General features: G+C 69.3%; 20 protein-coding genes. 5 read left to right on the top strand and 15 right to left on the bottom strand.

The window, feature by feature from the left end; all coding sequences use genetic code 11:
- Positions 1–73: 73 nt before the first annotated feature.
- On the top strand, positions 74–1,009 hold the full coding sequence (locus G6048_RS21245; protein WP_165341157.1) for a LysR family transcriptional regulator: 936 nt from the start codon (positions 74–76) through the stop codon (positions 1,007–1,009).
- A gap of 7 nt (positions 1,010–1,016) precedes the next feature.
- Here G6048_RS21245 and G6048_RS21240 read toward each other — a convergent pair whose 3' ends face one another.
- From G6048_RS21240 to G6048_RS21215, 6 genes are all read right to left on the bottom strand, one after another.
- A complete protein-coding gene (locus G6048_RS21240) occupies positions 1,017–1,901 on the bottom strand; it encodes a carbohydrate ABC transporter permease (RefSeq protein WP_165341156.1) in 885 nt (294 codons plus the stop codon).
- Entirely contained in the window at positions 1,898–2,944 is a 1,047-nt protein-coding gene (locus tag G6048_RS21235; protein ID WP_235990122.1) for a carbohydrate ABC transporter permease, read from the bottom strand. Before G6048_RS21235 ends, G6048_RS21240 begins: the two co-directional genes overlap by 4 nt.
- A gap of 3 nt (positions 2,945–2,947) precedes the next feature.
- Positions 2,948–4,315, bottom strand: a complete 1,368-nt coding sequence (locus tag G6048_RS21230; RefSeq protein WP_206341876.1) for an extracellular solute-binding protein — start codon at positions 4,313–4,315, stop codon at positions 2,948–2,950.
- 215 nt (positions 4,316–4,530) lie between these two features.
- On the bottom strand, positions 4,531–5,145 hold the full coding sequence (locus tag G6048_RS21225; RefSeq protein ID WP_165341176.1) for a peptidyl-prolyl cis-trans isomerase: 615 nt from the start codon (positions 5,143–5,145) through the stop codon (positions 4,531–4,533).
- A 32-nt stretch (positions 5,146–5,177) separates the two neighbouring features.
- Complete coding sequence (locus G6048_RS21220) at positions 5,178–9,467, bottom strand: glycoside hydrolase family 38 N-terminal domain-containing protein (RefSeq protein WP_165341155.1); 4,290 nt, start codon at positions 9,465–9,467, stop codon at positions 5,178–5,180.
- A 123-nt stretch (positions 9,468–9,590) separates the two neighbouring features.
- Positions 9,591–10,481, bottom strand: a complete 891-nt coding sequence (locus tag G6048_RS21215) for a MurR/RpiR family transcriptional regulator (RefSeq protein WP_165341154.1) — start codon at positions 10,479–10,481, stop codon at positions 9,591–9,593.
- Between the two features lie 329 nt (positions 10,482–10,810).
- Between G6048_RS21215 and G6048_RS21210 the strand changes: the two genes are divergently transcribed.
- On the top strand, positions 10,811–11,575 hold the full coding sequence (locus G6048_RS21210; RefSeq protein WP_165341175.1) for a sugar isomerase domain-containing protein: 765 nt from the start codon (positions 10,811–10,813) through the stop codon (positions 11,573–11,575).
- Between the two features lie 61 nt (positions 11,576–11,636).
- Here the strand turns inward: G6048_RS21210 and cpt are convergent, their stop codons facing one another.
- From cpt to G6048_RS21195, 3 genes are read right to left on the bottom strand one after another with little or no spacing between them, the layout of a single operon-like run.
- The gene (gene cpt, locus G6048_RS21205; RefSeq protein ID WP_165341153.1) at positions 11,637–12,170 is read right to left on the bottom strand and encodes a chloramphenicol phosphotransferase CPT; all 534 of its coding nucleotides are present in this window, start codon (positions 12,168–12,170) and stop codon (positions 11,637–11,639) included.
- A gap of 51 nt (positions 12,171–12,221) precedes the next feature.
- The gene (locus G6048_RS21200; protein ID WP_165341152.1) at positions 12,222–12,431 is read right to left on the bottom strand and encodes a DUF397 domain-containing protein; all 210 of its coding nucleotides are present in this window, start codon (positions 12,429–12,431) and stop codon (positions 12,222–12,224) included.
- Complete coding sequence (locus G6048_RS21195; protein ID WP_165341151.1) at positions 12,428–13,294, bottom strand: helix-turn-helix domain-containing protein; 867 nt, start codon at positions 13,292–13,294, stop codon at positions 12,428–12,430. Before G6048_RS21195 ends, G6048_RS21200 begins: the two co-directional genes overlap by 4 nt.
- A gap of 150 nt (positions 13,295–13,444) precedes the next feature.
- Between G6048_RS21195 and G6048_RS21190 the strand changes: the two genes are divergently transcribed.
- Positions 13,445–13,936, top strand: coding sequence for an ATP-binding protein (locus tag G6048_RS21190; protein WP_165341150.1), 492 nt, complete (start codon positions 13,445–13,447; stop codon positions 13,934–13,936).
- 296 nt (positions 13,937–14,232) lie between these two features.
- Here the strand turns inward: G6048_RS21190 and G6048_RS21185 are convergent, their stop codons facing one another.
- The 5 genes from G6048_RS21185 to G6048_RS21165 all read right to left on the bottom strand — a co-directional run bounded on the left by G6048_RS21185 (position 14,233) and on the right by G6048_RS21165 (position 20,007).
- Positions 14,233–14,589 (bottom strand): hypothetical protein, encoded by a 357-nt coding sequence (locus G6048_RS21185; RefSeq protein ID WP_165341149.1) that lies wholly within the window; start codon positions 14,587–14,589, stop codon positions 14,233–14,235.
- Positions 14,590–14,726: 137 nt separating this feature from the next.
- Positions 14,727–17,828, bottom strand: a complete 3,102-nt coding sequence (locus G6048_RS21180; RefSeq protein ID WP_165341148.1) for a beta-N-acetylglucosaminidase domain-containing protein — start codon at positions 17,826–17,828, stop codon at positions 14,727–14,729.
- A 152-nt stretch (positions 17,829–17,980) separates the two neighbouring features.
- Entirely contained in the window at positions 17,981–18,796 is an 816-nt protein-coding gene (locus G6048_RS21175; RefSeq protein WP_165341147.1) for an SAM-dependent methyltransferase, read from the bottom strand.
- A 94-nt stretch (positions 18,797–18,890) separates the two neighbouring features.
- Entirely contained in the window at positions 18,891–19,103 is a 213-nt protein-coding gene (locus tag G6048_RS21170; protein WP_165341174.1) for a DUF397 domain-containing protein, read from the bottom strand.
- A gap of 28 nt (positions 19,104–19,131) precedes the next feature.
- The gene (locus G6048_RS21165) at positions 19,132–20,007 is read right to left on the bottom strand and encodes a helix-turn-helix domain-containing protein (protein ID WP_165341146.1); all 876 of its coding nucleotides are present in this window, start codon (positions 20,005–20,007) and stop codon (positions 19,132–19,134) included.
- A 267-nt stretch (positions 20,008–20,274) separates the two neighbouring features.
- Here G6048_RS21165 and G6048_RS21160 point away from each other — a divergent pair, with 267 nt between their 5' ends.
- Positions 20,275–20,796 carry an ATP-binding protein gene (locus G6048_RS21160; protein WP_235990121.1) on the top strand — a complete coding sequence of 174 codons (522 nt, stop codon included), beginning with the start codon at positions 20,275–20,277 and terminating at the stop codon, positions 20,794–20,796.
- A 73-nt stretch (positions 20,797–20,869) separates the two neighbouring features.
- Here G6048_RS21160 and G6048_RS21155 read toward each other — a convergent pair whose 3' ends face one another.
- A complete protein-coding gene (locus G6048_RS21155) occupies positions 20,870–21,493 on the bottom strand; it encodes a LysE family translocator (RefSeq protein WP_165341145.1) in 624 nt (207 codons plus the stop codon).
- A 202-nt stretch (positions 21,494–21,695) separates the two neighbouring features.
- Between G6048_RS21155 and G6048_RS21150 the strand changes: the two genes are divergently transcribed.
- Entirely contained in the window at positions 21,696–22,967 is a 1,272-nt protein-coding gene (locus G6048_RS21150) for an endonuclease/exonuclease/phosphatase family protein (protein WP_165341144.1), read from the top strand.
- Positions 22,968–23,185 lie beyond the last annotated feature (218 nt).

The following is a 23,185-nucleotide window of genomic DNA, read 5'->3' as shown; positions in this document are numbered from 1 at the left end:
GGTGAATCCGCAGATCAAACAACCAACGAACCGCCGTCACTCAACCAGACGTTGTATGGCTAGGGTGGCGGGCATGGATCTCAACGCCGTGCGTACCTTCGTCGCCGCCGTGGACGCGGGTCAGTTCCAGAAGGCCGCCGCCGACCTCGCGCTCACTCAGCAGGCCGTCTCCAAGCGCGTCGCGACGCTCGAGGCGGATCTCGGCGTGCGGCTGTTCACGCGCACGGCACGCGGCGCCGAACTCACCATCGACGGGCAGGCCTTCCTGCCCCACGCCCGTGCGCTCCTCCAGGCCGCGGAGCGGGCGGCCGCCTCCGTACGGCCCGGCGGCCGGGCATTGCGCGTCGACGTGGTCGGGCGCCGCACCGCGACGGGCGGCCTGGTCCGCGACTTCCACCGCGCGTATCCCGACATCGAGCTGGACGTGGTCACCCTGTTCGACGCGGACCGGGCCATCGACGCCGTCCACTCCGGCACGATCGACGCGACCTTCCGCGCCGTGGTCATGCCCGGCCGTCGGCTCCCCGACGGCATCGAGGCCATCCCGATCCTGGACGAACCTCTCCAACTGGTCACCAGCCCCGCCCACGAACTCGCCGGGGCGCAGACGGTCACCCCCGCGCAACTCGCCGGCTGCCGGATCTGGATGCCCGGCAACTCTCCCGGCACGGAGTGGTCGGCGTACTACGACGAACTCGCGGCCACCTTCGGCTTCACCGTCGAGGTGACCGGCCCCAACTTCGGCGTGGAAGGCCTGCTCGACACGATCGCCGCATCGTCGACGCTGGCGACCTTTCTCAGCGAACGGACCCCGCTGGTCTGGCCCTCCGGCTACGACCTGCGGCGTATCCCTCTGCAGGATCCGACCCCGGTCTACCCGCACTCACTGCTCTGGCACGCCGACAACTCCCACCCCGCCCTCGCCGTACTCCGCGACCACCTCGTCTCGGCCCGCCCCGGCCATCCCGGCACCGAAGTGTGGAAGCCCGCCTGGGCCCAAGCCTCGTAAGGCACCGTCAGATCTTCACGGCCCCCGAAGAAACCCCCCGATAGAACCACCGCTGCGTGATCACAAACAGAATCAGCACCGGAATCACCGAGATCACCGAACCCGCCATCACCATCCGCTGGTCGTACCCGAACGACGAGGACGACAGCCGCGCCAGACCCAGCGTCAGCGTGAAGTGGTCCTCCGAGCGGAGCACGATCAGGGGCCAGAGGAAGTCGTCCCAGGCGCTGATGAAGGTGTTGATGGTGACGACGAGGATCGCCCCGTACGCGGACGGCAGATACAGATGGCGGAACCGCTTCCACTCGCCCGCACCGTCCAGCATCGCCGCGTCCTCGATCTCGCGCGGGACGGCGAGGAACGCCGCGCGCATGATGAGGACGTTGATGGCGGCGACGAAGCCGGGCAGCCAGACGCCGACGAGGTTGTCGACCAGGCCCAGGTCGCGGATGCTGAGGAACAGCGACACCATGATCGACTCGAAGGGGAACATCATGGACGCCATCAGCAGCACCCACACCAGCTTGCGGCCCTTCCAGGCGGGCTTGGAGAGCATGTAGCCGGCCATGGTGGAGAAGACGAGCTGGCTGGTGATGGAGATGACGGCGACGAAGAAGCTGTTCCTGATGTACGTCCACACCGGGACCTGGTCGAAGACCTGGCGGTAGGCCCGCAGGGACGGGTCCTGGGGGAAGAGGGAGGCGCCCGCGCCGAAGACGTCCTCGCCCGCGCCCTTGAGGGACGACAGCAGTTGCCACAGCAGTGGTCCGACGGTGATGCCCAGGACGAACAGCAACAGCAGGTAGCGGACGATCAGTTCGCGGGAACGGCCGTAGTCCCGCCAGCGGGGCATCAGGCGGCGGCGTTTCACGACGGCTGTCGTTGTCGTCATGCCTCGTCCTCCTTTGTCAGGCGCTGGGCGAGCAGGGTGAGGCCAAGGGTGAGGGCGAAGAGGGCTACGGAGACGGCGGCGCCGTAGCCGGCGTTGCCGGTGAGGGGGTCGAGGCCGACGTCGCGGATGTAGAAGGGGAGGGTGCGGTCGGCGCCGCCGGGGCCGCCGGTGGAGCCGCCGAGCATGTAGATCTCGGTGAAGATCCGCAGTGAGCCGATGCCGGTGAGTGTGCCGACCAGCATCATCGACGTACGGACGCCGGGCATGGTGATGTGCCAGAAGCGGCGGATGGAGCCCGCGCCGTCCACGGCGGCGGCTTCGTGCAGTTCCTTCGGGACGTTCCCGAGCGCGGCCAGGTAGAAGATCATGTACCAGCCGAGGCCCTTCCACAGCGTCAGGCCCATCGCCGACAGCAGGATCAGCCACGAGTCGGACAGGAAGGGGATGGCCTCCTTGATCAAGTGGCCTTTCTGCAGCCAGGTGTTGACCAGGCCCTGGTCGCTCAGCAGCCACTGCCAGCTCAGGCCGACGACCACGCTGGAGGCGAGGACGGGGGTGTAGAAGGCGGAGCGGAAGAAGCCGATGCCGGGCAGGTTCTTCTCGACCAGCACGGCCAGCACCAGCGGCAGCAGCACCATCAGGGGGACGACGATCACCGCATACAGCAGGCTGTTGCGGGTGGCGAGCCAGAAGTCCGAGTCGCCGAACATCCGGGTGTAGTTGTCCAGGCCCACGAAGCCCGCGGCGCCGCCGAGGGGTTTGGCGTCGGTGAAGGACAGGATGAGCGTGTTGAGGAACGGCCACACTCCGAAGACCGTGACGCCGACGACGGCCGGAGCCATCCACAGCCAGGGCAGCCACCACTTGCGGTAGAGCGCCGCGCCCCCCGCGTCCGGTGCCGGGCCGGGCGTCACGGAGCGGAGGACACGGCGCAGCGGCCCCGGCGGAGGTGGCGCGGGGGAAGCGCCGGGGCGCGGGGCGCCCGCCCCCGGGGAGGTGGGGGCGGGCGCCTTGTCGAGAATGCGCAGGGGGCGTACGGCCATGGGTCAGCTGCCCTGCTCGATCAGCTCGTTGGCCTTGGACTGAGCCTCGTCGAGGGCGTCCTGGGCGCTCTTCTTGCCCTGCATCGCCAGCTGTATCTGGGCGACGACGGCGTTCAACTCGCCGGGCGTGAGGGCGATTTCGTCGGCCGTGGCGGTCTCGCGGTCCTTGGCGACGATCTTCCGGGCCTCCGCGAAGGGGTCGGTGCCCTCGACCTTCTGGAAGAAGGGGTCCTTCAACGACTCGGTGGTGGAGGGGAAGATGACGACGTTCGGGTCCTTCGCCCACTCGAGCTGGTTCTGCGCGTTCGTCAGGAACTGTGCGAAGGCCAGCGCGGTCGAGGCGTTCTTGCTGGTGGACGCGACACCGACGTACTGCGGGGCGCCGACGGTGTGGCCGAGTGCGTCCAGCATGAAGGGGGCGACGCCGGTCTTCTCGTAGACGGTCGGGTTGTTCTGCTGGATGAAGCGCAGGAAGTTGGGGTTGGTGGGGCCGTAGACCAGCTTGCCCTGGCCGTAGACGTTGGCCGGGTCCTGGGTGGAGGAGAGGGAGTCCCTGGGCATCCCGCCGGCCTTGTAGAGGCTGGTCATGGCCTCGACCCACTGCACGGTCTTCGGGTCGTCGGCGAAGGTGAACTTCTTGCCGTCGGCCGACTTCACCTCGATGCCCATCTGCTGCCAGTCGGCGGGGATGCGGTGCTGCGGGTTGGCGAGGAAGGCGTAGTAGTCGCCGTCGGAGGCCTTGGCGACCTTCTCGGCGTCGGCGAACAGACCGAGGACCGTGGTCGCGGGCTTGGCCGGGTCCAGGCCCGCCTTCTCCATCAGCTCGGTGTTGAAGGTCTGCAGAATGCCGCCGGAGTACCAGGGCAGCACGCTGTGCACCTTCTTGCCCTCGGCGTCCGCGTACGTGGTGGACTTCCACATCGCGTCCGTGAACGGCTTGCCCGCGTCCGGCGCCTTCTCGTCCAGGTTGAGCAGATAGCCGTTCTTCGTCAGCGCGATCGCCGTGTTGACGTTGACGTTCACCACGTCCGGCAGGGTGCAGCCCTGCGCGTCGGCGACCAGCCGCTGGGTGAAGGTGGCGTCGCCCGGGTCGTCGATCCACTTGATCTTCGTGTCCGGGTTGGCCTTCTCGAAGGCCTTGATGACGCCGTTGAAGTAGTCCCCGAAGTCCTTCTTCACGTTGGTCGTCTGGAAGGTGATGTCGCCCTTGACGTCGCCGGTGAGCTCCCCCGAGCCGACATTGCCCTCGTCGACCTTGCAGCCGCCGGCGGTGGCCTCGCCGCCGTCCGAGCCGCCGAGGCCGCAGCCGGCGGCCGTCAGGGACAGTACGACGATTGCGGCCACGGATCCGGTCAGTCTTCTCGCACGCATGGGATGCCCTCCTGCGACCAGGTATCTGGGGATGTGCTGGTTCAATTCACCAACTTGGACTCCGATTGATGAAAATGTGGACCAAAATTCATCGGAGGTCAATGGGCTGCTGTGTTGCTTTTGGGTTCCGGGTCGGGGTCGGGGACGGGCGGACATCGGGCGGGTGCCGGGCGTCGGGTCTCGGGCAAGTGCCCGTCGGTGCCCGTCAGTGCCCGTCAGTGCCTGTGCTCGTGGTCCGGGTGCGAGGGGTCGCCCGGGTGTTCGTGGCCGACGGCGTACACGACGCCGGCGCGGGCCCGGTCCAGCCAGGTGAAGAAGGCGCGGCGGCCCGCCGCCTGCCGCAGCCCTTGGGCGATGCCCTCCCGTACGTCCGCGTACGGCAGGAAGTCCACCGGTGCCGCGCCGCCGAAGCCGCCGAAGGGGTCGACTCCTCGCCGCAGGGCGTCCTGGGTGAGGAAGCGGTCCCGGTTGCGGTCGTAGTAGTCCTGTACGGCTGCTTCGGGGAGGTCCTGCTCGTCCGTGAGGTGGGTCAGCAGGGCTCGGGCGGCGGGGGAGTAGGCGAGTACGACCGCGACGATGCTTCCGAGGTCGGCGACGTCGGCCTCTTCCACGGCGAGCGCGTGGGGCTCCGCCCGGGCAGGGGGAGTGAGTCCGCGCTCGGCGCAGGCGCGGTGGGCCAGTTCGTCGGCTACGACGATTTGGGTGGCCCATCGGCGGCGCTGCCTCTCAGCGCGTGCCAGAGCCTCGGGACGTGTCTCCCGATCCCGTGCCGGTACGGCTTCCAGTAGCGCGTCCACCCGTTCCCCGGCGAGGGTTTCGCCGTGCACCATGGCGGCGGCACCGTCGGGCGGGCGCACGTGCGTCACGGCGTCACCTCCAGCGGAATGGCTTCGGTGTACGCGACGCTGCCGTGCCAGGCGACTTTCGCCATCAACCAGTACGAGCCCGGCGGCACCGCCCGCCCGCCCACCTCGATGGCGCACTCCACCTGCTCCCCGGGCGGGACCGTGAATCCCTGGCAACCAGGTACCACCCCCGGCCACGTGCCCCACGAGGAAACGGCCCACAGGGTGCCAGTGATCGGACCACGGGTCGTGTTGCGCACACCCACCGGAACCCGCGCCCGCTCACCCTTGCGCACCCGTACCCGCTCAACTCCCAACCAAGACACGAGAGTTGGGCCAGTACGCCCGTCCGGCTCGCCCTCGCGCCCCTCGCCCGGCACATCGAGGGCCGCGACATCCTCGTACACCTGCCCGCCGTACGACAGCCGCGCCGCGAGCCAGTGCCGACCGGGTACGGCGCCGGGGGCGGGCGTCACGGTGACCTCGGCGAGGGTGAATCCGCCGGGGCCCAGCGCGTACGGCAGTCGGGCGGGCTCGGCGAGCCAGCCGGGCGGTACGTGCAGGGTCACGTCGCCCGAGACCGGTGCGTCGGTGAGCTCCGAGGCGATCCGCACGGTCGCGGTGACGGGCCGCCGCCCGTCGACGGTGAGCGTGCTCGGGGAGGCGTACACGGTCACGGGCATGTTCCCGCGCGGCGCGGGGCCGGAGTTGTGCAGCCAGTACCGGGTGGGGACGGGCTGGGCGGGTTCGTACGCGGCGATCCCGGGCCCCGGCGTCGCGCCGGGGGAGCCCGCGCCTGCCGGGTCGCCGGGCGTCGCCAGGACCGTGGCGACCTCGAACCCGGTCAGCCCGACGCCGAGGGCACCGTCCTCCGGGACCAGCGGCTCCTGCGGGGTCTCCAAGACGTCGGCCCGCGAGCCGTCCGTCCAAGGCAGCGGCCCGCGCACCCGCGCTCGCACCGGGCGGCCCGATACCTCATGCATGCGCACCGCGACCCCACGTACCGGGTCGGCCGGTGTCACACTGCCCCGCGCCAGCGGAGAGCCGAGCGGCTTGAGCGCGTCGAGCAGTACCCGGCCCTCCGGCTCGAGCGCCAGCAGAGCCGTCCGCCTCGGCAGTACGGGGCCGTCCGCTGCCTGGCCTGGGGCCGTACGCAACCGCGCCGTCAGCGGATGGTTGAACTCATGGCCCGCCTGCGGGAGTTGGAGCTCGCGCCAGTCGCCCTCGCCGCCCAGCACCGCGTACTCGAAGGTGTGGGACCAGCGCTGGAGCTGGAAGGACGAGCCGTCGGGGGTGGTGCGGCGCGGCGGGTCGATCCAGATGCCCGAGGGCCAGCCGGTGCAGGAGCGCATCAGGGACATGTAGAGGTCGCCGGAGGAGGTGACCACGCAGCCCGGTGTGCCGCGGTTGAGGACGGCGAAGCTGCGGCCGTCCCAGTCGTCACCCGGTGGCAGGGCCTCTCCACCGCCCGCCGCGGTGGCCCGTACCGTCGCGTCCTCCAGGTCCGCCACCAGCTCGGCGACCGCCTTCGCGTCGTCCTCGGGGCGGGCGCCCGCGACCACGAGGAGCGGCAGCCGCTCCAGGTCACGGAGGTCCGCCCCTGGAATCCACTCTTCGCGCAGCCCTGCGCGCGGCGCTACCCACACCGCCGCCACTCCCTGCTCGGCCAGTTGCCGCCGCAGTTCGCGCCCGGCGGCCGGGTCCCAGCCCAGCGCCTCGGCGACCACAGCGTTGCGTTCGGGGGCGCCGACGGCGATACGGATGTCGGGGAGGTTGGAGTCGACCTCCAAGTCGCCGTACCGAGGACCGTCCGCGATCGTCGAGGTCGCCGTGACGCCCGCGCGGACGAGGGCCGCCGCGAGCGGGGCCCCGAGCTCGCCGGCCTCCTCCCAGGAGGCGTAGATCAACTCGGCGACCCCGATCGACCGGTGCCCGAGCAACGCGCCCGCGTCGTCCCGGAGTTCGGTCCGCGCGGTGGAGCCGAGCCCGAACCACGTGTTGGCCGGGTTGTCCAACGTCCACGGGAACTGCTCGCTGTCCACGTCCACGAACCCGAACCCGCGCCCGATCACCGCGTCCGCGACCTCGTGCACCGGCAGCCCGCCCCGTACATCCGACGGCCACCGCACCCGGATGAGCCGGTCGGCGCCGTCGTACCCGTCGATGGTGGTGGACACGTCCAGCCGCGCGACCCCCTTCCACAGACACAGCCGCTGCGTGTAGCGGAAGAGGCCGAGATCGGCTGTGACGGTGACACGGGATCCGGCGGGCGAGTGCTCGACCCGTACGTCCGCGGTCACCTCGCCGCTGCGGGCGACGGTCGTGCCGGTCGGCGTGAGATGCCAGGGGCCCTCACCGAAACGCGGGTGCCTCGGGTACTCCTCCTGCACGACCAGCTCGTTGCCGATGTCCCCGGCACTCAGCAGGTCGCGGCCGCCCTCCGCCATCGCGCGCAACCGGCTGACGCCCCCGCCGCGCGCCGGATCGACGGTCACCTCGTAGAACTCGTTGCGGATCGTGGTGCTTTCGCCGGGCGTCCACCCGGGCACGGTGCCCTCGGCGAGCGGCAGGGCGCGCAGGCCCATGCCCGGCACCTGCGGTACGACCACGCGGAGTTGGCCATCGTCGTCGCGTACGGCGGGCAGCGGCAGACCGGTGTCGTCGAGCGGTACGAGACCCGGGTCGGCCACGGTGAGAACGTCCCGCCGCTCCCGGGTGGCGGAGTTGAAGACAACCAAGTCCGGGGCGCCGCCGGGGAGCTGGGCGACCCGCCCGGCCAGGGCATCGGTCGCGTCGGCGTGCACCGTGCCGGCCAGGTCGTACAACTCCCGCCAGCCGGTCAGCAGGTCGATATAGACCTGGTCGGACTCGGAACCGGTGATGGCGTCGTGATGCGCTCCGTAGATCAGCTGCCGCCACGCCTTGTCGAGCGCCGCGTCCGGATACGGATGCCCGGTGACCATCGAGGCGAGCGTCGCCCACGCCTCCGCGTCGGCGAGCAGCGTCTCCCCGTACCGCTGGGCCTGCTTGGTGTCGATGTACGAGACGTCCTTGCCGGTGTAGACGGGGTTCATGTCCCGCGTCTGCGGCGAGGCCTTGCGGCCTTCCTCGTCGAGTTGCGCCCGTACGGCGGCGAAGAAGTCCCTCGGGATCGCGCTGACGAAGCGGGGCCAGACGTAACGGGCGTTCCAGTCCCGGTGGATGTCCATCACCCAACGGCACGGCGGCGCGTAGTCCCCGCCGACCGGAACCAGCACATTGCGCGTGAGCGCCACCTGCTTGAGCCCCTTGAACAGCTTGTACGCGGCCTGCTCGGCCCGGGGGAGGGTGGGCGCGTTGTCGATCGCCCAGCCCGCCCCGTAGTGGTTGACCATGTACGCGGTCAGCAGCCCGCGCCCCGAGGGAGCGATCCACGAGAACTCCGCCGGGAACTGCATCCGGTTCGGATCCCGCGGCTCCTCCCCGAAGACGGACAGCGTCGGCCCCCACTGATGGAAGGGCCCGCGCGCCCATGAGCTGGAGCTCAGCCCCGCGTCCGCCATCAGCCCCGGGAACTGGGGATCGTGCCCGAAGGCGTCCAACTGCCAGGCGGTTTCCGGCGACGCGCCCATGACGGCTCGCTGGAAGCCGTCGCCGTACACGGCGTTGCGTACGGTCGCCTCGGCGCCGGTGAGATTGGTGTTGGGCTCGTTGTACGTACCGCCCATGATCTCCACACGACCGGTGCGGATCAGTTCGCGCAGAAAGGCGCGCTCCTCCGGGAAGGCGTCCCAGTACGGCTTCAGGTAGTCGACCTCCGCGAGCACGAAGGTGTACGCCGGATCGCGCCGCGCCAGGTCGCAGTGGGCCCGCACGAGGCTCATCCCGGACTGGCCGCGCGAGTCGAAGGTGCGCGCCGGGAGGCCGGTGGAGGCGGGGTCGTCGGCGACGTCCCAGGTCTCGGTGTACGCGGCCTGGGTGTTCCACCAGACGGGGTCGTAGTGGAAGTGGCTGACCATGAACATGGTCCAGCCGGGTTCGGCGACGGTGAACTCGCTGGTGTGGTAGGCGAGTTGGCCTCCGTCGGCGGCTGTGATGGTGATCTCGCGACGGTCGCCGACGGGGAGATCGGTTGCGACGGGGATCTCGGCGCGTACGGTGCCGTCCTCGGCGGTGGTGGCCTCGCCCTCGCCGGTCACACCGGGGCCCTCGACGGTGAGGCGGACGGTCCGGCCGGGAAGGTGGCTCAGCTCGACGGCGACCACTTGGCGCGGCTGCTCGGCTGTTCCGACGAAGAGCTCGGTCGACTCGACAGAGGTGACGCGCATGGGGCTCCTACGAGGGGGCTCGGGGGAGCCACATCCTGACACCGGGGGGTTGGTTCAAACAACCATGCGGGTGCGTTATTGGTGGTTCATCCATGCAGCGCGTACCCACGCGAGAGGTCCGGCTCAGCGAGTGCGGCGGGACTTCACCGCATGCTGCGGCGTGATGTGATCGGTCAGCGCCAGCGACGAGCTGGCCCGCTGGTAGGAGAGCTGTGCGACCCGTACGTACAGGCAGTCGATGAGCACCAGCACGGAGTGCCGACCACCGATGCTGCCGGTGCGCCCGGGAAAGATGGTCTCCGTGGAAGTGGAGATGAGCCGGATGCCGCCGGCCTTGGCAAGTGGCGAGCGCGGATCGGAGGTGATCGCCACCGTCGTGGCACCGCGCGACTTGGCGAGCTCGAACGGCTCGATGGTCTCGCGGGTCGCCCCCGAGTGCGAGATGCCGATGGCGACGTCCGCCGGGGTGAGCAGGGCCGCGGAGGTGGCCGCGGCGTGCACCTCGGTCCAGCCGCGTACCGAGCAGCCGATGCGGAACAGCCGGGTCTCGGTCTCCTGCGCCACCGCGCCGCTGCCGCCGACGCCGTAGATGTCGATGCGCCGGGCGCGGGCGACGGCCTGGGCCGCGCGCTCCATCGCGTCGAGATCGATCCGGTCGATCGTCTGCTGCACCGCGCGCAGGTCGGCGCTGCCCACGACCTGGACGACGCGTTCGAGGTCGTCGTCCGGGGAGATATCCGGGCCGATCTCGGCGCTGCCCCAGTCGGAGACCTCACCGCGACCGCGTTCCTGGGCCAGTTCGATCAGCAGATGCTGGTACGAGTCGAGCCCGATGGCCCGGCAGAAACGGGTCACCGTCGCCTGGGAAGTCCCGGTCCGGCGGCCCAGCTCGGCGGCCGAGGCGTGCGTGACGCTCGCCGGATCCTCCAGGATCAGCTCACCCACCTTCCGCAGGGAGCCGGCCAGTCGCGGCAGCTCGGTGCGGATGAGTGAGGTGACGTCCGTCGGGGGCATCCGATCTCCTTGGTGCTGGTACGTGGTGCTGGTACGTGGTGCTGGTACGCGGTGCTGGTACTTGGTACTGCTACTGGCTGGCTGCTGAGAATGTGACAGCCACCGTATAACTCGACTGTTGAAATTCAGGACCGGAAGGACCTCGGCGGGTACGGGCTGCTGTGAGCGCGTGGTGAGCGAGCGGGTGTGCACGGGGCGGGCACGGGGGTGGATGTTGCCCGACGATCGCCCTCTGTGTTTTATTCATTCACGTATGGATGTACGCGATGGTGGTTCAATCCACCGGTGGGGAGTACCCCGTGTCTGTCGAGTCCGTGAACGGCGACTCCGTGAGCGCTGACTCCGTGAACGCCGACGGGTTCGCGCGCGAGAGCCTGGCGGTCCTCGACCGCATCAAGGGGTCCGCGCGAGGTGAGGTGAGGCGTGCCGCCGAGCTGATCGCCGACTGCGTACGCGCGGACGGCGTCATCCAGGCCTTCGGTACCGGGCACTCCCAGGCCATGGTGCTGGAGCTCGCGGGCCGCGCCGGCGGCCTGGTGCCCACCAACCGGCTGACCATCGCCGACCTCGTTCTGTACGGCGGCGAAGACCCCGCCGTCCTCGACGACCCGCTTCTGGAGCGCAAGTCCGGCGTCGCCCGCCGGATTTACGACCTCGCCGCCCCCCGCCCCGAGGACCTCTTCGTCATCATCTCCAACTCCGGCGTGAACAACGTGATCGTGGAGATGGCCCTACACGCCAAGGAACAAGGCCACCGCCTCCTGGCCATCACCTCGGTAGCCCACACCCGCGCAGTCCCCGCCGCCCACCCCAGCGGCAAGAAGCTCGCCGACCTCGCCGACGTCGTCCTCGACAACGCGGCCCCGCCCGGCGACGCCCTCCTCGAACTCCCCGACGGCGGCGCCGTATGCGCCCTGTCCACCCTCACCGGCGTACTGCTGATCCAGATGGCAGTCGCCGACGCCACCTCCCTCCTCCTGACCTCCGGCCACCGCCCCCCGGTCTACGTCTCGGCCAACGTCCCCGGCGGCTTCGAAAGCAACCTGAAACTGGAGAAGCACTACGCGGGGCGCATCCGGCGTACCGCCAGCTGAGCGTGGCGACTCGTTCCCAATCTCGCCTCGATGCGGGGTCAGGGAGAACTGATCCGGCCGATCAGCTGACGTGGGCGGCGATGGTTCTCGCGCACACCACAGACTCGGTGCGCGTCGTGTCCGCCTCCAGGTCATAGACCACGCCCTCGTGAACCACATCCGCCTGCAACGCGGCCATCCCTTGGACGCGATCGCCTCGTGCGATCTCACGGCCTGCGGCGACCGCGCTCTCACACCTGACGCCGACCCACAACACGGCCATTCCACCCAGAGCCTTCTGCCACCGCTCCTGGGACGCCGCTCCGCCGAGGAAGACGTCATCGATGATGACCCTGGCCCCCGCACGGGCCATCGCCACGACGCCCTCCATCCAGGCCGCCTCCAGTGCCCGGAAGTCCGCCCCGACGCTCACCCCGCCGTCCGCCGCGAACGCGATCCCTTCCTCCGACGACTGCATCTTCGCGGGCAGCGCGTCGACGAACGAGTCGCACCCGAACGCCAGCCACGGATCCGGCAGTTCGGCCTGCAGACACCGCACGATCCCGGACTTCCCCGAGCTGGAACCACCGTTGAGAATGATCACCCGAATCGCCACCGCGCCACGGTAAGGCGCTTCCCACCCAGCACGAAACGAATATCGCCGGTCTCAGTCAAGGTGGGCGATGAAGGTGCGCCAGGCGTGGGCGGTGAAGGTGATCACTGGGCCGGTGGGGCGCTTGCTGTCGCGGACCGGGATGAGGGCGGGGATGTTCTCGGCGATCTCGACACAGTCATGCTCCGCGCCGCTGGCGGATGCCTTGCGCCAGATCGCGACGGCGAGGTCGGATGCGTACAACTCGGCCTTGTGGTCGGTCACTTCCGGTGGGCCTCTTCCAACTCGGCGATCCTCGCGAGCGAGTCCTCCACGGGAAGCGCCGTCGCACGGATGCGTTCGAAGGCCTTGGCGAAGGGCGTCGCGTCGTCGCCCTCAACGTACGTCGCGCCGCTCAGGTTTTCCAAGAGCACTACAGATGGCATGGGTTGGGGAAATCCGGTCAGGTTGAAGCCGCCCACCACGCCGGGGTGCGCGGTGGAGTCCAGCGGCATCAACTGAACGGTGACGTTCGGCATGTCCGACACGTCGAGGAGCCGCCGGAGTTGCTCGCGCATGGTCGGGGGACGCACCGCGAAGCGCTGGTGCAGCGCTGCCTCGTGGACGATGGCCCACAGTTCCGGAGCCGTACCCGGACGGGAGAGTACGGACTGCCGGGCCATCCGTACCTCCGCCAGGGCGGTGACCTCCTCCGGCGTGCGTGACGTCGTCACGCCGGCGATCGTCTCGCGCGCGTAGGCCGCGGTCTGCAGCAGCCCGGGCACGACCAGCGGGGACCACGCGCAGATCATCTCGGCGTCCGCTTCGAGGGAGATGTAGTCGGCGTAGGTGGGCGAGACGATCGCGCTGTACGTCTGCCACCAGCCCTTCTTCCCGGCGTCGCGCGCCAGGGCGCCCAGAGCGCCCCTCACCCGGGTGTCTTCCACGCCGTAGACCGTCAGCAGGGAGTCGACATCCGCGGGCCTGATCGACTGGGTGGCACTCTCGATCTTCGAGAGCTTCGGCGCCCTCCAGCCCATGGCTCCAGCGGCGGCGTCGAGCGTCATCCCCGCTTCGTTACGCAGGCGCCGCAGGCTCGCGCCCAGTCGGCGGCGTCGAACGGTCGGTACGAGTGGCGAGTTGGGCATGTGCGGAGTCTGGCAACGCCCGCGAGGAGATCGCACACCATCGCGAGAGCTTCACTCATTCGGGTCGGAAGTTTTCTACCCAAGGGAGAAAAGCTCGCGGGTAGCTGAAGCTGGGACCGTTCCGATCGCCGACCAGGGAGACCCCACGCCATGCAGCCCCCTCCGCCCCTCACCACACTCCTCGACACCGCCACAGCCCATGTACGAACCATTCCCGGCTTCTACGTCCGCTCCCGCCCCCACGGCTTCGCCGCGCACGTCTGCGCCTCGCCTCAAAACCTGTGCCAGGTACGTCAATTGACAAGCACTGAACTGCTGGCACAGGGCATGAAGGCCGACACCGTCGACTCCGCCCAGCTCGTCCTCTCCGAACTCGTCGGCAACTCGGTACGGGCGTACGGCGATCACGTACCGCTCGTGGTCGAGGTGTACGTGACGTCGCACGGCGTCGCGGTGAACGTCCACGACCCGGACCCCAGCGCCCTGCCCAGGCGCCGAGCGACACCGCTCGACAGCGCGGAGGCGGAGACCGGGCGAGGGCTCGGGCTGGTCGACCTCCTCGCGCCGGGATGGCACGTACGGCGCTCGGCAATCGGGAAGCAGGTGCGCTGCCGCCTGCCCGCCGAACCCGGCTGGAACTGAAGGACTTGCTCCTGCCCGCATCGCAGGACGGCGTGGTCCGGAAGTGCGACGCCCTCGCGGGGCGGCATCGACACCGGACGGCGCTACGTGCGGGGGACGGTCACGCAGCGGATGACTGGCCCGGCATAACCGCCGGGAAGGCGAGTTGGGCTCCACGCACGTGAGCGCGAAAGGCCGCGGCAGCAGGGCCGCCTGGTGCTTGGTTTGTTTCGCACCTTCGAGCTACCAACCCGAGCTACCAAGAGGCTCTGCTGCCATGCGCCGGCTCCCGTGTGATCACCGATCAGGAACGCTGCTCAGTCCTCCCACCAGACGGAACCTGCGTAGATCCAGCCACACCAGTCGTTCGTACGGTCAGAGTACTGAACCTTGAACCACTCATTTCCGTGGCTGTTCCTGTGGCCCTCGAAGAAAGCCAAGGACGCGTCCCGGGGCACGGTCTTTACGACGGAGGAAGACTTGTAGTAAGTCCTCCTGATGTACCCCTTGTCGACGACGACCGAGACCCTGTCGATTGCCGTGCCGCCGCATGCGCCCTGGACGGCGACAGGTAGTTCGGGCGGGGTGGCGGCAGCAGCAGGCGACGCCCCCAGGGTTCCGATCATGATCGCGGATGCGGCTGTGGCTCCGGCCAGACGATGAAGCTTGCTCATCAGGTCAACTCCCCGTTGAGGATTGTCATTTCTGTCCTCGGCCAAGCTAGGGGCAGAGCGCGTCAGCCCGAACCTGGAACTCTTCAGGTTGACCTCGGGCCGCGGCGTGCATCCGTCGCGTCGCGAGTCGGCGCCGGCTACTCCACCGGTACAGGTGTGAGCGCCACCGCGAGCGGATAGGCGCCGGTGGCCAGAGGCGGCCCGGTGGTGCCCGACGAGGTGTCGACCGGGACCAGGACGTTTCCGTCGGCGGTGGTGACGTAGGCCTTCGCGCCGTTCCAGTCCAGGGCGACGTCGAAGGCGGATCTGCCGACCTTGATCGTGGTGCCGGGGGCGCCGGTGACCGTGTCGACGGGGGTGACGGTGTCGCCGGTGCTGGGGCTGACCCACAGGGTCCGTCCGTCCGGGGACAGGGCGAGACCGTAGGCCTGGCCGGAGACCAGGAGCGTCGGCTCGGTGTCGTTGGTGGCCGTGTCGATCGGAGTGACCGTCGAACCGCCGGAGTTGGACACGTACACCGTCCTGCCGTCGGGTGCGGCCACCACGTTGAAGGGGCGGGGGCCCACCGGAATGGGAGCGCCGGCCTTCTGGGTGGCCAGGTCGACCGGCGTGACGGTGTTGTCGTGGATGTCGGCCACGTACAGCGTCCTGCCGTCAGGCGTGACCGCCATGTTCTCCGGGCCGGAGCCGACCGGGACGGGGGTGCCCGCCTTGAGGTCGGCGGTGTCCACCGGCTGGACCGTGTTGTCGGAGTAGTTGGCGACCCAGAGCGTGCCGCCGTCCGGCGTGAGCGCGAGCCCGGCCGGGACGCGGCCCACTGCGACCGTGGCGGTGACCGTGCCGCGTGCCACATCGATGACACTGACCGAGTTCGAGCCCTGGTTGGCGGCGTAGGCGGTACGCCCGTCCGCGCTGAGGATCACCTCACCGGGGTTGCTGCCCACCGAGATGCTGGTGCTCTTCCCGGAGTCCAGGTCGATCGAACTCACCGAAGCGCCGCTGAAGTTGGCCGTCAGCGCCCGCGGCGTGCCCGCGCCGTCGCCGACCTGGACCGGGATCGCCCGGTCCAGGACGGCCGTGCCGTCCGCCGAGCCCGTCGCCACGACGGAGCGGACCCCGTCTGCGGCGCCGTCCCGCGCCGTGAAGGTGACGGTGGCGGAGGCACTGCCTCCGGCGGGGACGGTCAGGGTGCCCTCGTCGGGTGAGGCGGTGACGCCGTCGGGCACGTCGAGCTTCCAGGAGACCGTCCGGGCGGACGTGGACCGCTTGTCGGTCAGAGCCAGGGTCACCGTCTCGGTCGCGCCGGGCTTCAGCGCGAGGGCACCGGGATCGAAGGAGATGTCGACGCCGGGGTCGGGCGCGTTCTCGATCACCGTCGTGTAGAGGAACTGGTCCATCACTCCCGGCGAGACCTGCTGGGGAAACGCGTCCAGCTCCTTGCGCTCGGCCCTGAGCTTCTTCCCGTACGTGGCGACCGCGTCGGCGTCACCCTCTTTGTTCGCCAGGAGCAGGTCCACGGCCGTCTGCCCCGCCGTGCCGTAGCGGCCGAGCTTGTCCAGCCAGGCGGATGTCTCCGTCAGGAAGCCGGGGTTGTCGAGCCGGGCGCGCAGTTCGCGGGGCGTGGCGGCCATGTCGGAGAAGTACGCCCTGAGCGCCTCGGCGGCCTGGTCGAGGCCGCTGTCCTGCTCGTACGCCTTGCGGAAGGCGGCGATGAGCGGGGTGAGCGTGGGCGATTCGGTCGCGTCGAGCAGCGAGGAGTAGTTGTTCTCGGCGAAGATCCGCAGCCATTTCGCCGCCGCGGGTCCGCCGAGGTCGCGGACGGAGGCGAGGAAGGACGTACGGGGATCGTAGGCGTCCGGGTTCCAGAGGTAGTCGGCGGAGGTGAACAGGGCGATCCGGCTCGCCTCGGCTTGGACCATGGGGTTGGCGGTCACTCCGGTTGCCGCCGCGGCCACGCCGGGTTCGCGGCCGGTGTAGGGGCCGAGGAGCAGGCGGCTGGTGACGTAGTCGTTGACGGGGTAGTTGTCCCAGATCAGGATCGGGTGGCCGTACACCTTGCGGGCCTGCTCGACCTGGTCGGCGGTGATGGTCGGCGCGATCACGCCGACGCCGGTCCACTCCACCACCACGGAGGGGTCCAGCTTCTCCCGCAGCGCCTTCTTGTAGGGGGAGTCGGCGAGGTCGGAGTACTCGGTGGGGACCATTTCCAGCGGTTGCAGGCCGGAGTGGTCGGCGGAGAAGTCCTGCCACACCTGGTTGAGCAGTTGGGCCTGTGCCGTGCCCGCCGCGCCGCCACCGGTGCCGAACTCCTTCTCGTCGGCGTCGCAGTTCCACTTCGTGTAGCTGATGTCGTCGAGCGGGATCGCGAAGGAGCGCACGCCGATGTCGTACAGCGAGTCGAACTTGGCGGTGAGGGCCTTGATGTCGGCGTCCGAGGAGTAGCAGACCGACAGTCCCGGCGACAGGGCGTAGGTGAAGCGGACGTGGTTGGCGTCGGCCCGGTCGACCAGTTCCTCGATCCGGGTCAGTTCGGCGGACGGGTACGTGTCGCGCCACTTCGCCCGCAGGTACGGGTCGTCCTTGGGCGAGTAGACGTAGACGTTCTGCTTCGTACGGCCGTAGAAGTCCAGCTGGTTCAGCCGCTCGGCGTGCGACCAAGGGGTGCCGTAAAAACCCTCGATGACCCCGCGCAGCGCGGCTGCCGGCCAGTCCCGCACGGTCACTTCGGGGATTACGGAACGGGATCCGTGCGTCTTGGTGACGAGCTGGCGCAGGGTCTGGGCCGCGTAGAACGTGCCGGTGGTGTCGACGCCGGACAGAGCGACGAGGGCCCGTCCGTCCTTGCGCCCGGACGCCAGGACGTAGCCGCCCGAGGCCAGGCCGGTCGGCGGCTCGGCGCCCAGCCGTTTCAGCGCCTTCCCGGTGGCGCCGCTCTCGTCCGGGCCGCCCACGTAGACCGTGAGCCCGGCGGCGGGGGTCTTGTCACCGTCACTCACGGTGATGATCTTGTCGGCTCCGGCGTCGCGCAGAACGGACTCGACGAGTCGCCGGGCCGACGGGTCGGTCCGACGGCCGACGACCTCCACGACCCGGTCGGGGACGGTGAGTCGGCCCGAACCGGCCTTCATGCTCTGGGGAGTCGGCCACACCTTCGGCACGGTGCTCGGCGGCCGCTCCGCCGCGTACGACGGCTGCGGGGCCGCCACCCCCGCGGCCGTCAGCAGCGCGGCGACCAGCATCGCCGGTCGCCGCGTCCGTCTCCTACTCCTACCTCTGACACGAGTGGCTGAGAGCACGGGATCTCCTCGGTGGGTGAATGGACCCACCGAGCGATGCTAGAGATGCTGAATGGAACATTCAACGGTGCCTACGGGCCAGGACACGGCCTGGCTCAGGGCTTACGGGCAACCGCCCCGTACATAGCGATGTCCTCATCCTGGATCGGCTCCGAATCGCTGCCGTCCGGACGCCACTTGTGCACCTGCGTGATCCCCGGCTCGACCAGTTCGAGGCCCTCGAAGAACTCCTCGGCCTCCGGGAACGTACGCAACCGCATCGGCATGTTGCGCGCCGCGTATTCGCGCGCGACCCGGCCCACCTCCTCCGGCGCGAACTCCGCGGTGCCGATGGACATCGCGAGGTAGCTGCCGGAGGGGAGGGGTTCGAGGAGGCGGCGGACGATGCCTACCGCGTCGTCCTCGTCGAGGACGAAGTGGACGATCGCGATGACGGTCAGCGCGACCGGCTTGGACAGGTCGAGGGTGTCGCGGAACTCGGCGGAGTCGAGGATGGCCTCCGGGTGCTGGAAGTCGGCCTCGATGTACGACGTCCTGCCCTCGGGCGTGCTGGCCAACAGGCCCTGGGAGAGGGTGAGGACGATGGGGTCGTTGTCGACGTAGACGACTCGGGACTCGGGGGCCACCGACTGGGCGATCTCGTGGAGGTTGGGGGAGGTGGGGATGCCCGTGCCGATGTCGAGGAACTGGCGCATCCCCGCCTCCTCGGCCAGCCACCGCACCGCGCGGTTCATGAAGTCGCGGTTGGCCCGCATGTGGACCGGCAGGGCGGGCCACTCATGCGACATGGCGTCGCCGGCTTCCTTGTCGGCGGGGTAGTAGTCCTTTCCGCCGAGGATGTAGTCGTAGATACGCGCGGAGTGCGCGCTCTCGGTGTCGATTCGGTCGGCAGGCCATCCGTTGTCGGACAACGCGGCCCTCCCATCAAGTCGTAGGTCAACAAGGGTGTTTCGGGTGCCAGGGGTTTCAGATCTCACTTACGGGTGTTTCGGAACAGCGGTTGAATCAGAGCAGGAAGTCGGCGTCGCCCGCCTTCACACCCGCCAGGAAGCTGGTGATCTCGCGGTCGGTGAAGACCAGCGCAGGACCGCCGGGGTCGGTGGACTGACGCACCGCCACCCTTCCGTCGCCCAGCTTCTTCACTTCGAGGCAGGCGCCGCCCGCGTCGTCGCTCCACGGCTTGTGCCAGTCCTGCGCGCCGAGATCACGGGCCGGCATGCCATTGCGTATGTGGTGGTGGTGCACGTCAGAGCTCCTTGCGTATCGCACCGAGGAGAGCCTCGGTCCTGCTGGCGGGCGTCGACTGGGCGCCCAGCCGGTCCAGGGCCTCGCGATAGACCAGGACGTCGTCGGCCTTGTCGAGATACACAGCGCCGACCAGGCCGCTGAGATACACGATGTCGGGCAACTCCCTGGCCCTGAACCGGAAGAGATGGAAGGCGCCGGCCCGCATCGCCGGATGCGGACCGTTGCTGAACGGCATGATTTGTACGGTCACATGGGGTAGCGCGTTCAGCGCGATCAGGTGGTCGACCTGGGCGCGCATCACTTCGGGTCCCCCGACCGGCCACCTCAGCACCGTCTCGTCCATCACGATCCACACGCGGGGCGGGTTCGGACGGGACAGCAGTTCCTGACGCTGCATGCGCAGCGCGACCCGGCGCTCCGTCGCCTCCTCCGGAGCGTGCGGATTGCCCGCGCCGAGCAGGGCGCGCGCGTACGCCTCTGTCTGCAGCAGTCCGTGCACGAACTGCGCCTCGTACGCCCGGATCTGCAACGCCGCCTGCTCCAGGCTCAGATACGCGGCGAACCAGTCGGGCAGTACGTCACGGTAGGTGTGCCACCAGCCGCGCTTGTTGGCCTCGCGGACCGACTTCAGGAAGGTGTCGATCTCCTGCTGGTCCTTGACGCCGTAGATCTGGAGCAGCTTCTCGGCGTCCGCGAGCCTGAGCCGGGCCACCTTGGCGGACTCCATCCGGCGGATCGTGGAGTGGCTGACCCCGATCGCCATGGCCGCCTGCTCGTACGTCAGACCGGCCCGGTTGCGCAGCTCCTCCAGCTGTTTGCCCAGGATCATGCGCAGGACGGAAGGCGCGCCGCCCCAGTCGGTTTCCGAGGTCACGCCCTACCTCCTCACCCGCAGTCCGGGCCAATGCATCGCAGTCTGTCACGATCATCGTCGACGAGGGCGGTCTGCGCCCTACAAAATGCAATTTTCAACTTGCTGGTTGCGAGACGTTGTCGGCAGGTGTCAGAGTGGTGGTACGTCCCGGACGGTGAACGAAGGGGCTATGCGGTCCAGTTGGGGGATCACGGCCCGCGACTCGGAGTGTTGTGCTCTGCAGACGAAAGGCGTACGGCGATGGTTTCGCCCTCCTTCCCTCAGTCCTTGGGCCGACTTTCCGGTGACGAACTCCTCCACAAGGCAGGCGTGTTCGGCCTGCCCGCCGTCCCCGTCTCGGTGGCCGCGGCCCGCCGGAATGTGCGGGAGCTGCTGAGTGAGTGGGGCATCAGCCGCGAGACCTGCGACAACGCCGTACTGGTGACCTCCGAGCTCGTCACCAACGCGCTCACGCACACGGAGAGCGACCTGATCGTGTGCAGACTCCGCACCGCCGGCGACCTGATCCATCTCGAGGTCGAGGACCAGAACCGCAGCCGTACGCTCCCCGCACGCAGACAGCCGAAGCCCGACGACCAAGGTGGTCGCGGGCTTTTGCTCGTAGGCATGCTGAGCAGCGACTGGGGGGTCCGGGACGCACCGCAGGGGACCGGCCGCATCGTATGGGCCGAACTTCCGACGGAGGCGGTGGAGGCGGTAGAGGCGACTGAGGCTGCCATGTCACCTGCGGTGCCAGAGCCCCGGGACGGATCGGCCGACGCCCATGCGGCCGATCCGTCCTGGACCTGAACTCCCTTACGCCCGGCGGCAGTTCCGCGTGGCCGAGCAGACGCAGTGGTGACTCCGGCCTTCAGCGCGCGTATCAGCTCTCCAGCGCCAGCCGCGCACCCAGAAGCAGCAGTACGCCTCCGGAGACCTGCTCAAGCCTGCGCCGTACCCCCGCCCGGGACAGCACCGTCTTCATCCGGCCCACGAACCACACGTACAGGCCGTAGTAGCCGACCTCGAAGACCGCCCAGAGCGCGGCGAGCCCCACCATGGTGGGCAGATGCGGCGCCCCCTCAGGAACAAATTGCGGCAGAAAGGACATTGCGAAGATCGCGGCCTTGGGATTGGCGAGGTTGAGCAGCAGCCCGCCCCGGTAGGAGGACCAGCCGCTCTGCTCGGCGGCTTCCTCTCCGTCCGCGTCCGCCGCGCCCTTGACGTGCCGCGCCTGCCACAGCGCCTGCACACCGAAGACGACGAGTATGACGGCGCCGACGATGCGCATCACGTCGTACGCCACTTCCGATGCCGCCAGCAGCGCCGTCAACCCGAACGCGGCGCAGATCCCCCAGACGAAGACACCGGTTTCGTTGCCGAGCACGGTCAGGAAGCCGGAACGTCTGCTGCGGATCGACTGCTTGATGATCAGTACGGTGCTCGGGCCGGGCGAGGCGGCGATGAGCAGACAGGCGCCGAGGAAAGCGAGCAGGGTGCTGAGCATGGGGTCATCGTCGCCCGCGGGCGGAAGCGGGGCCAGTTCTTTTCCCGAGGCCTGGTTCGACGGGCGTACACCGTGGTGTCGGCTGTCCGACAGACCCGCTTCACCGTCAACCCGAGAGAATTCCCAACCCCCTTGTGGGGGCGGCGTCTACGCGCAGAGACTACGGGAGTTCACGTGTTCCCCCTCCTTCTCCGGAGCCCCGATGAACCACCCCAGACCGCAGCGTCCACCGTTCTCGCGCCGTGCCGCGCTCGCCGGTTTTGGCGGCGCCGCGCTGGCGGGTACGACGGCGTTCAGTGCGAACGCGTCCGCCGCGCCCGCGAACTCGTACCGACGGACCGTCCGTTTCGCCACCTTCAACGCCTCGCTGAACCGTGGCGCTGAGGGCGCCCTCGTCAAGGACCTGTCCACGCCGGACAACCAGCAGGCGCGGAACGCCGCCGAGACGATTCAGCGCGTCGACCCGGACGTCCTGCTGATCAACGAGTTCGACTACGGCGAGGACGGCGCGGCGGCCCGACTGTTCCTGCGCAACTACCTGGCGGTCGGTCAGAACGGGGCGAAGCCGGTCCGTTATCCGTTCCGCTTCACCGCGCCGGTGAACACGGGTGTGGCCTCCGGGGTGGACCTCGACGGCAAGAACGGTGCCGTCACCACGCCGGGGTCCGATGCGTACGGGCAGGACGCGTTCGGGTACGGCTGGTTTCCCGGGCAGTACGGGATGCTCGTGCTCTCCAAGTACCCGATCGATGTCCGGGCGGCCCGTACGTTCCAGCGCTTCCTGTGGAAGGACATGCCGGGGAACGTCATGCCGCCGGGGTACTACAGCGAGGCGGCCCGGGCGATCTTCCGGCTCTCCTCCAAGAGCCACTGGGATCTGCCCATCCGGCTCGGCCTCGGCCGGTCCTCGACCGTCCACTTCCTCGTCTCGCATCCGACTCCGCCCACCTTCGACGGCCCGGAGGACCGTAACGGCCGTCGCAACCACGATGAGATCCGTCTCTGGGCGGACTACATCGGTGGTCGCCGCCGTAGCGCGTACCTCTACGACGACAAGGGTGTACGGGGCGGTCTGCGGCCCGGCGCGCGGTTTGTGATCGCGGGTGATCTGAACGCCGACCCGCACGACGGCGACAGTTACGACAAGGCCATCCTTCAGCTCCTCGACCACAAGGCGGTCAACCTGCCTGCCACGCCTCCTGCCGCCGCGGGCGGCGCGGAGGCGGCCCGTCTCCAGGGCGGCGCCAACGCCTCCCACACCGGCAATCCGGCCTACGACACCGCCGACTTCAACGACAACGCCCCCGGCAACCTCCGCGTCGACCACGTCATCCCGTCCCGCGGCCTCGTCCCGGCCGGGAACGGGATCTTCTGGCCGACGCCGGACGATCCGCTGTACCGGTTGGTCGGCGGCGGCGCCGACGTCCCGACGTCGGACCACCGGCTGGTGTGGCAGGACGTACGGCTGGGCTGAGGGCGCGGCACTCCGCTGAAGCCGGGGCACCCCCTCCACACCCCGTGGAATGTCAGACCGTTCCTAGGTTGATTGGCCGGTGTTGGCCGTTTCGGGCATTGCGAACAGTGTGAGCTGGTCGTGGATGCTGGGCCCCCGAACGGTGGTGGGGCCGTGGGGCGGGTGCTTTCCGGGTGGGCGCGCTCGTGTCTGACGCACCACGGGGGTGCTGCGCGAGG

Origin of the sequence: Streptomyces ureilyticus, from assembly GCF_011045025.1 — a bacterium.
Lineage (GTDB): Bacteria > Actinomycetota > Actinomycetes > Streptomycetales > Streptomycetaceae > Streptomyces > Streptomyces ureilyticus.
This window is presented reverse-complemented; position numbering and strand designations above follow the sequence as displayed.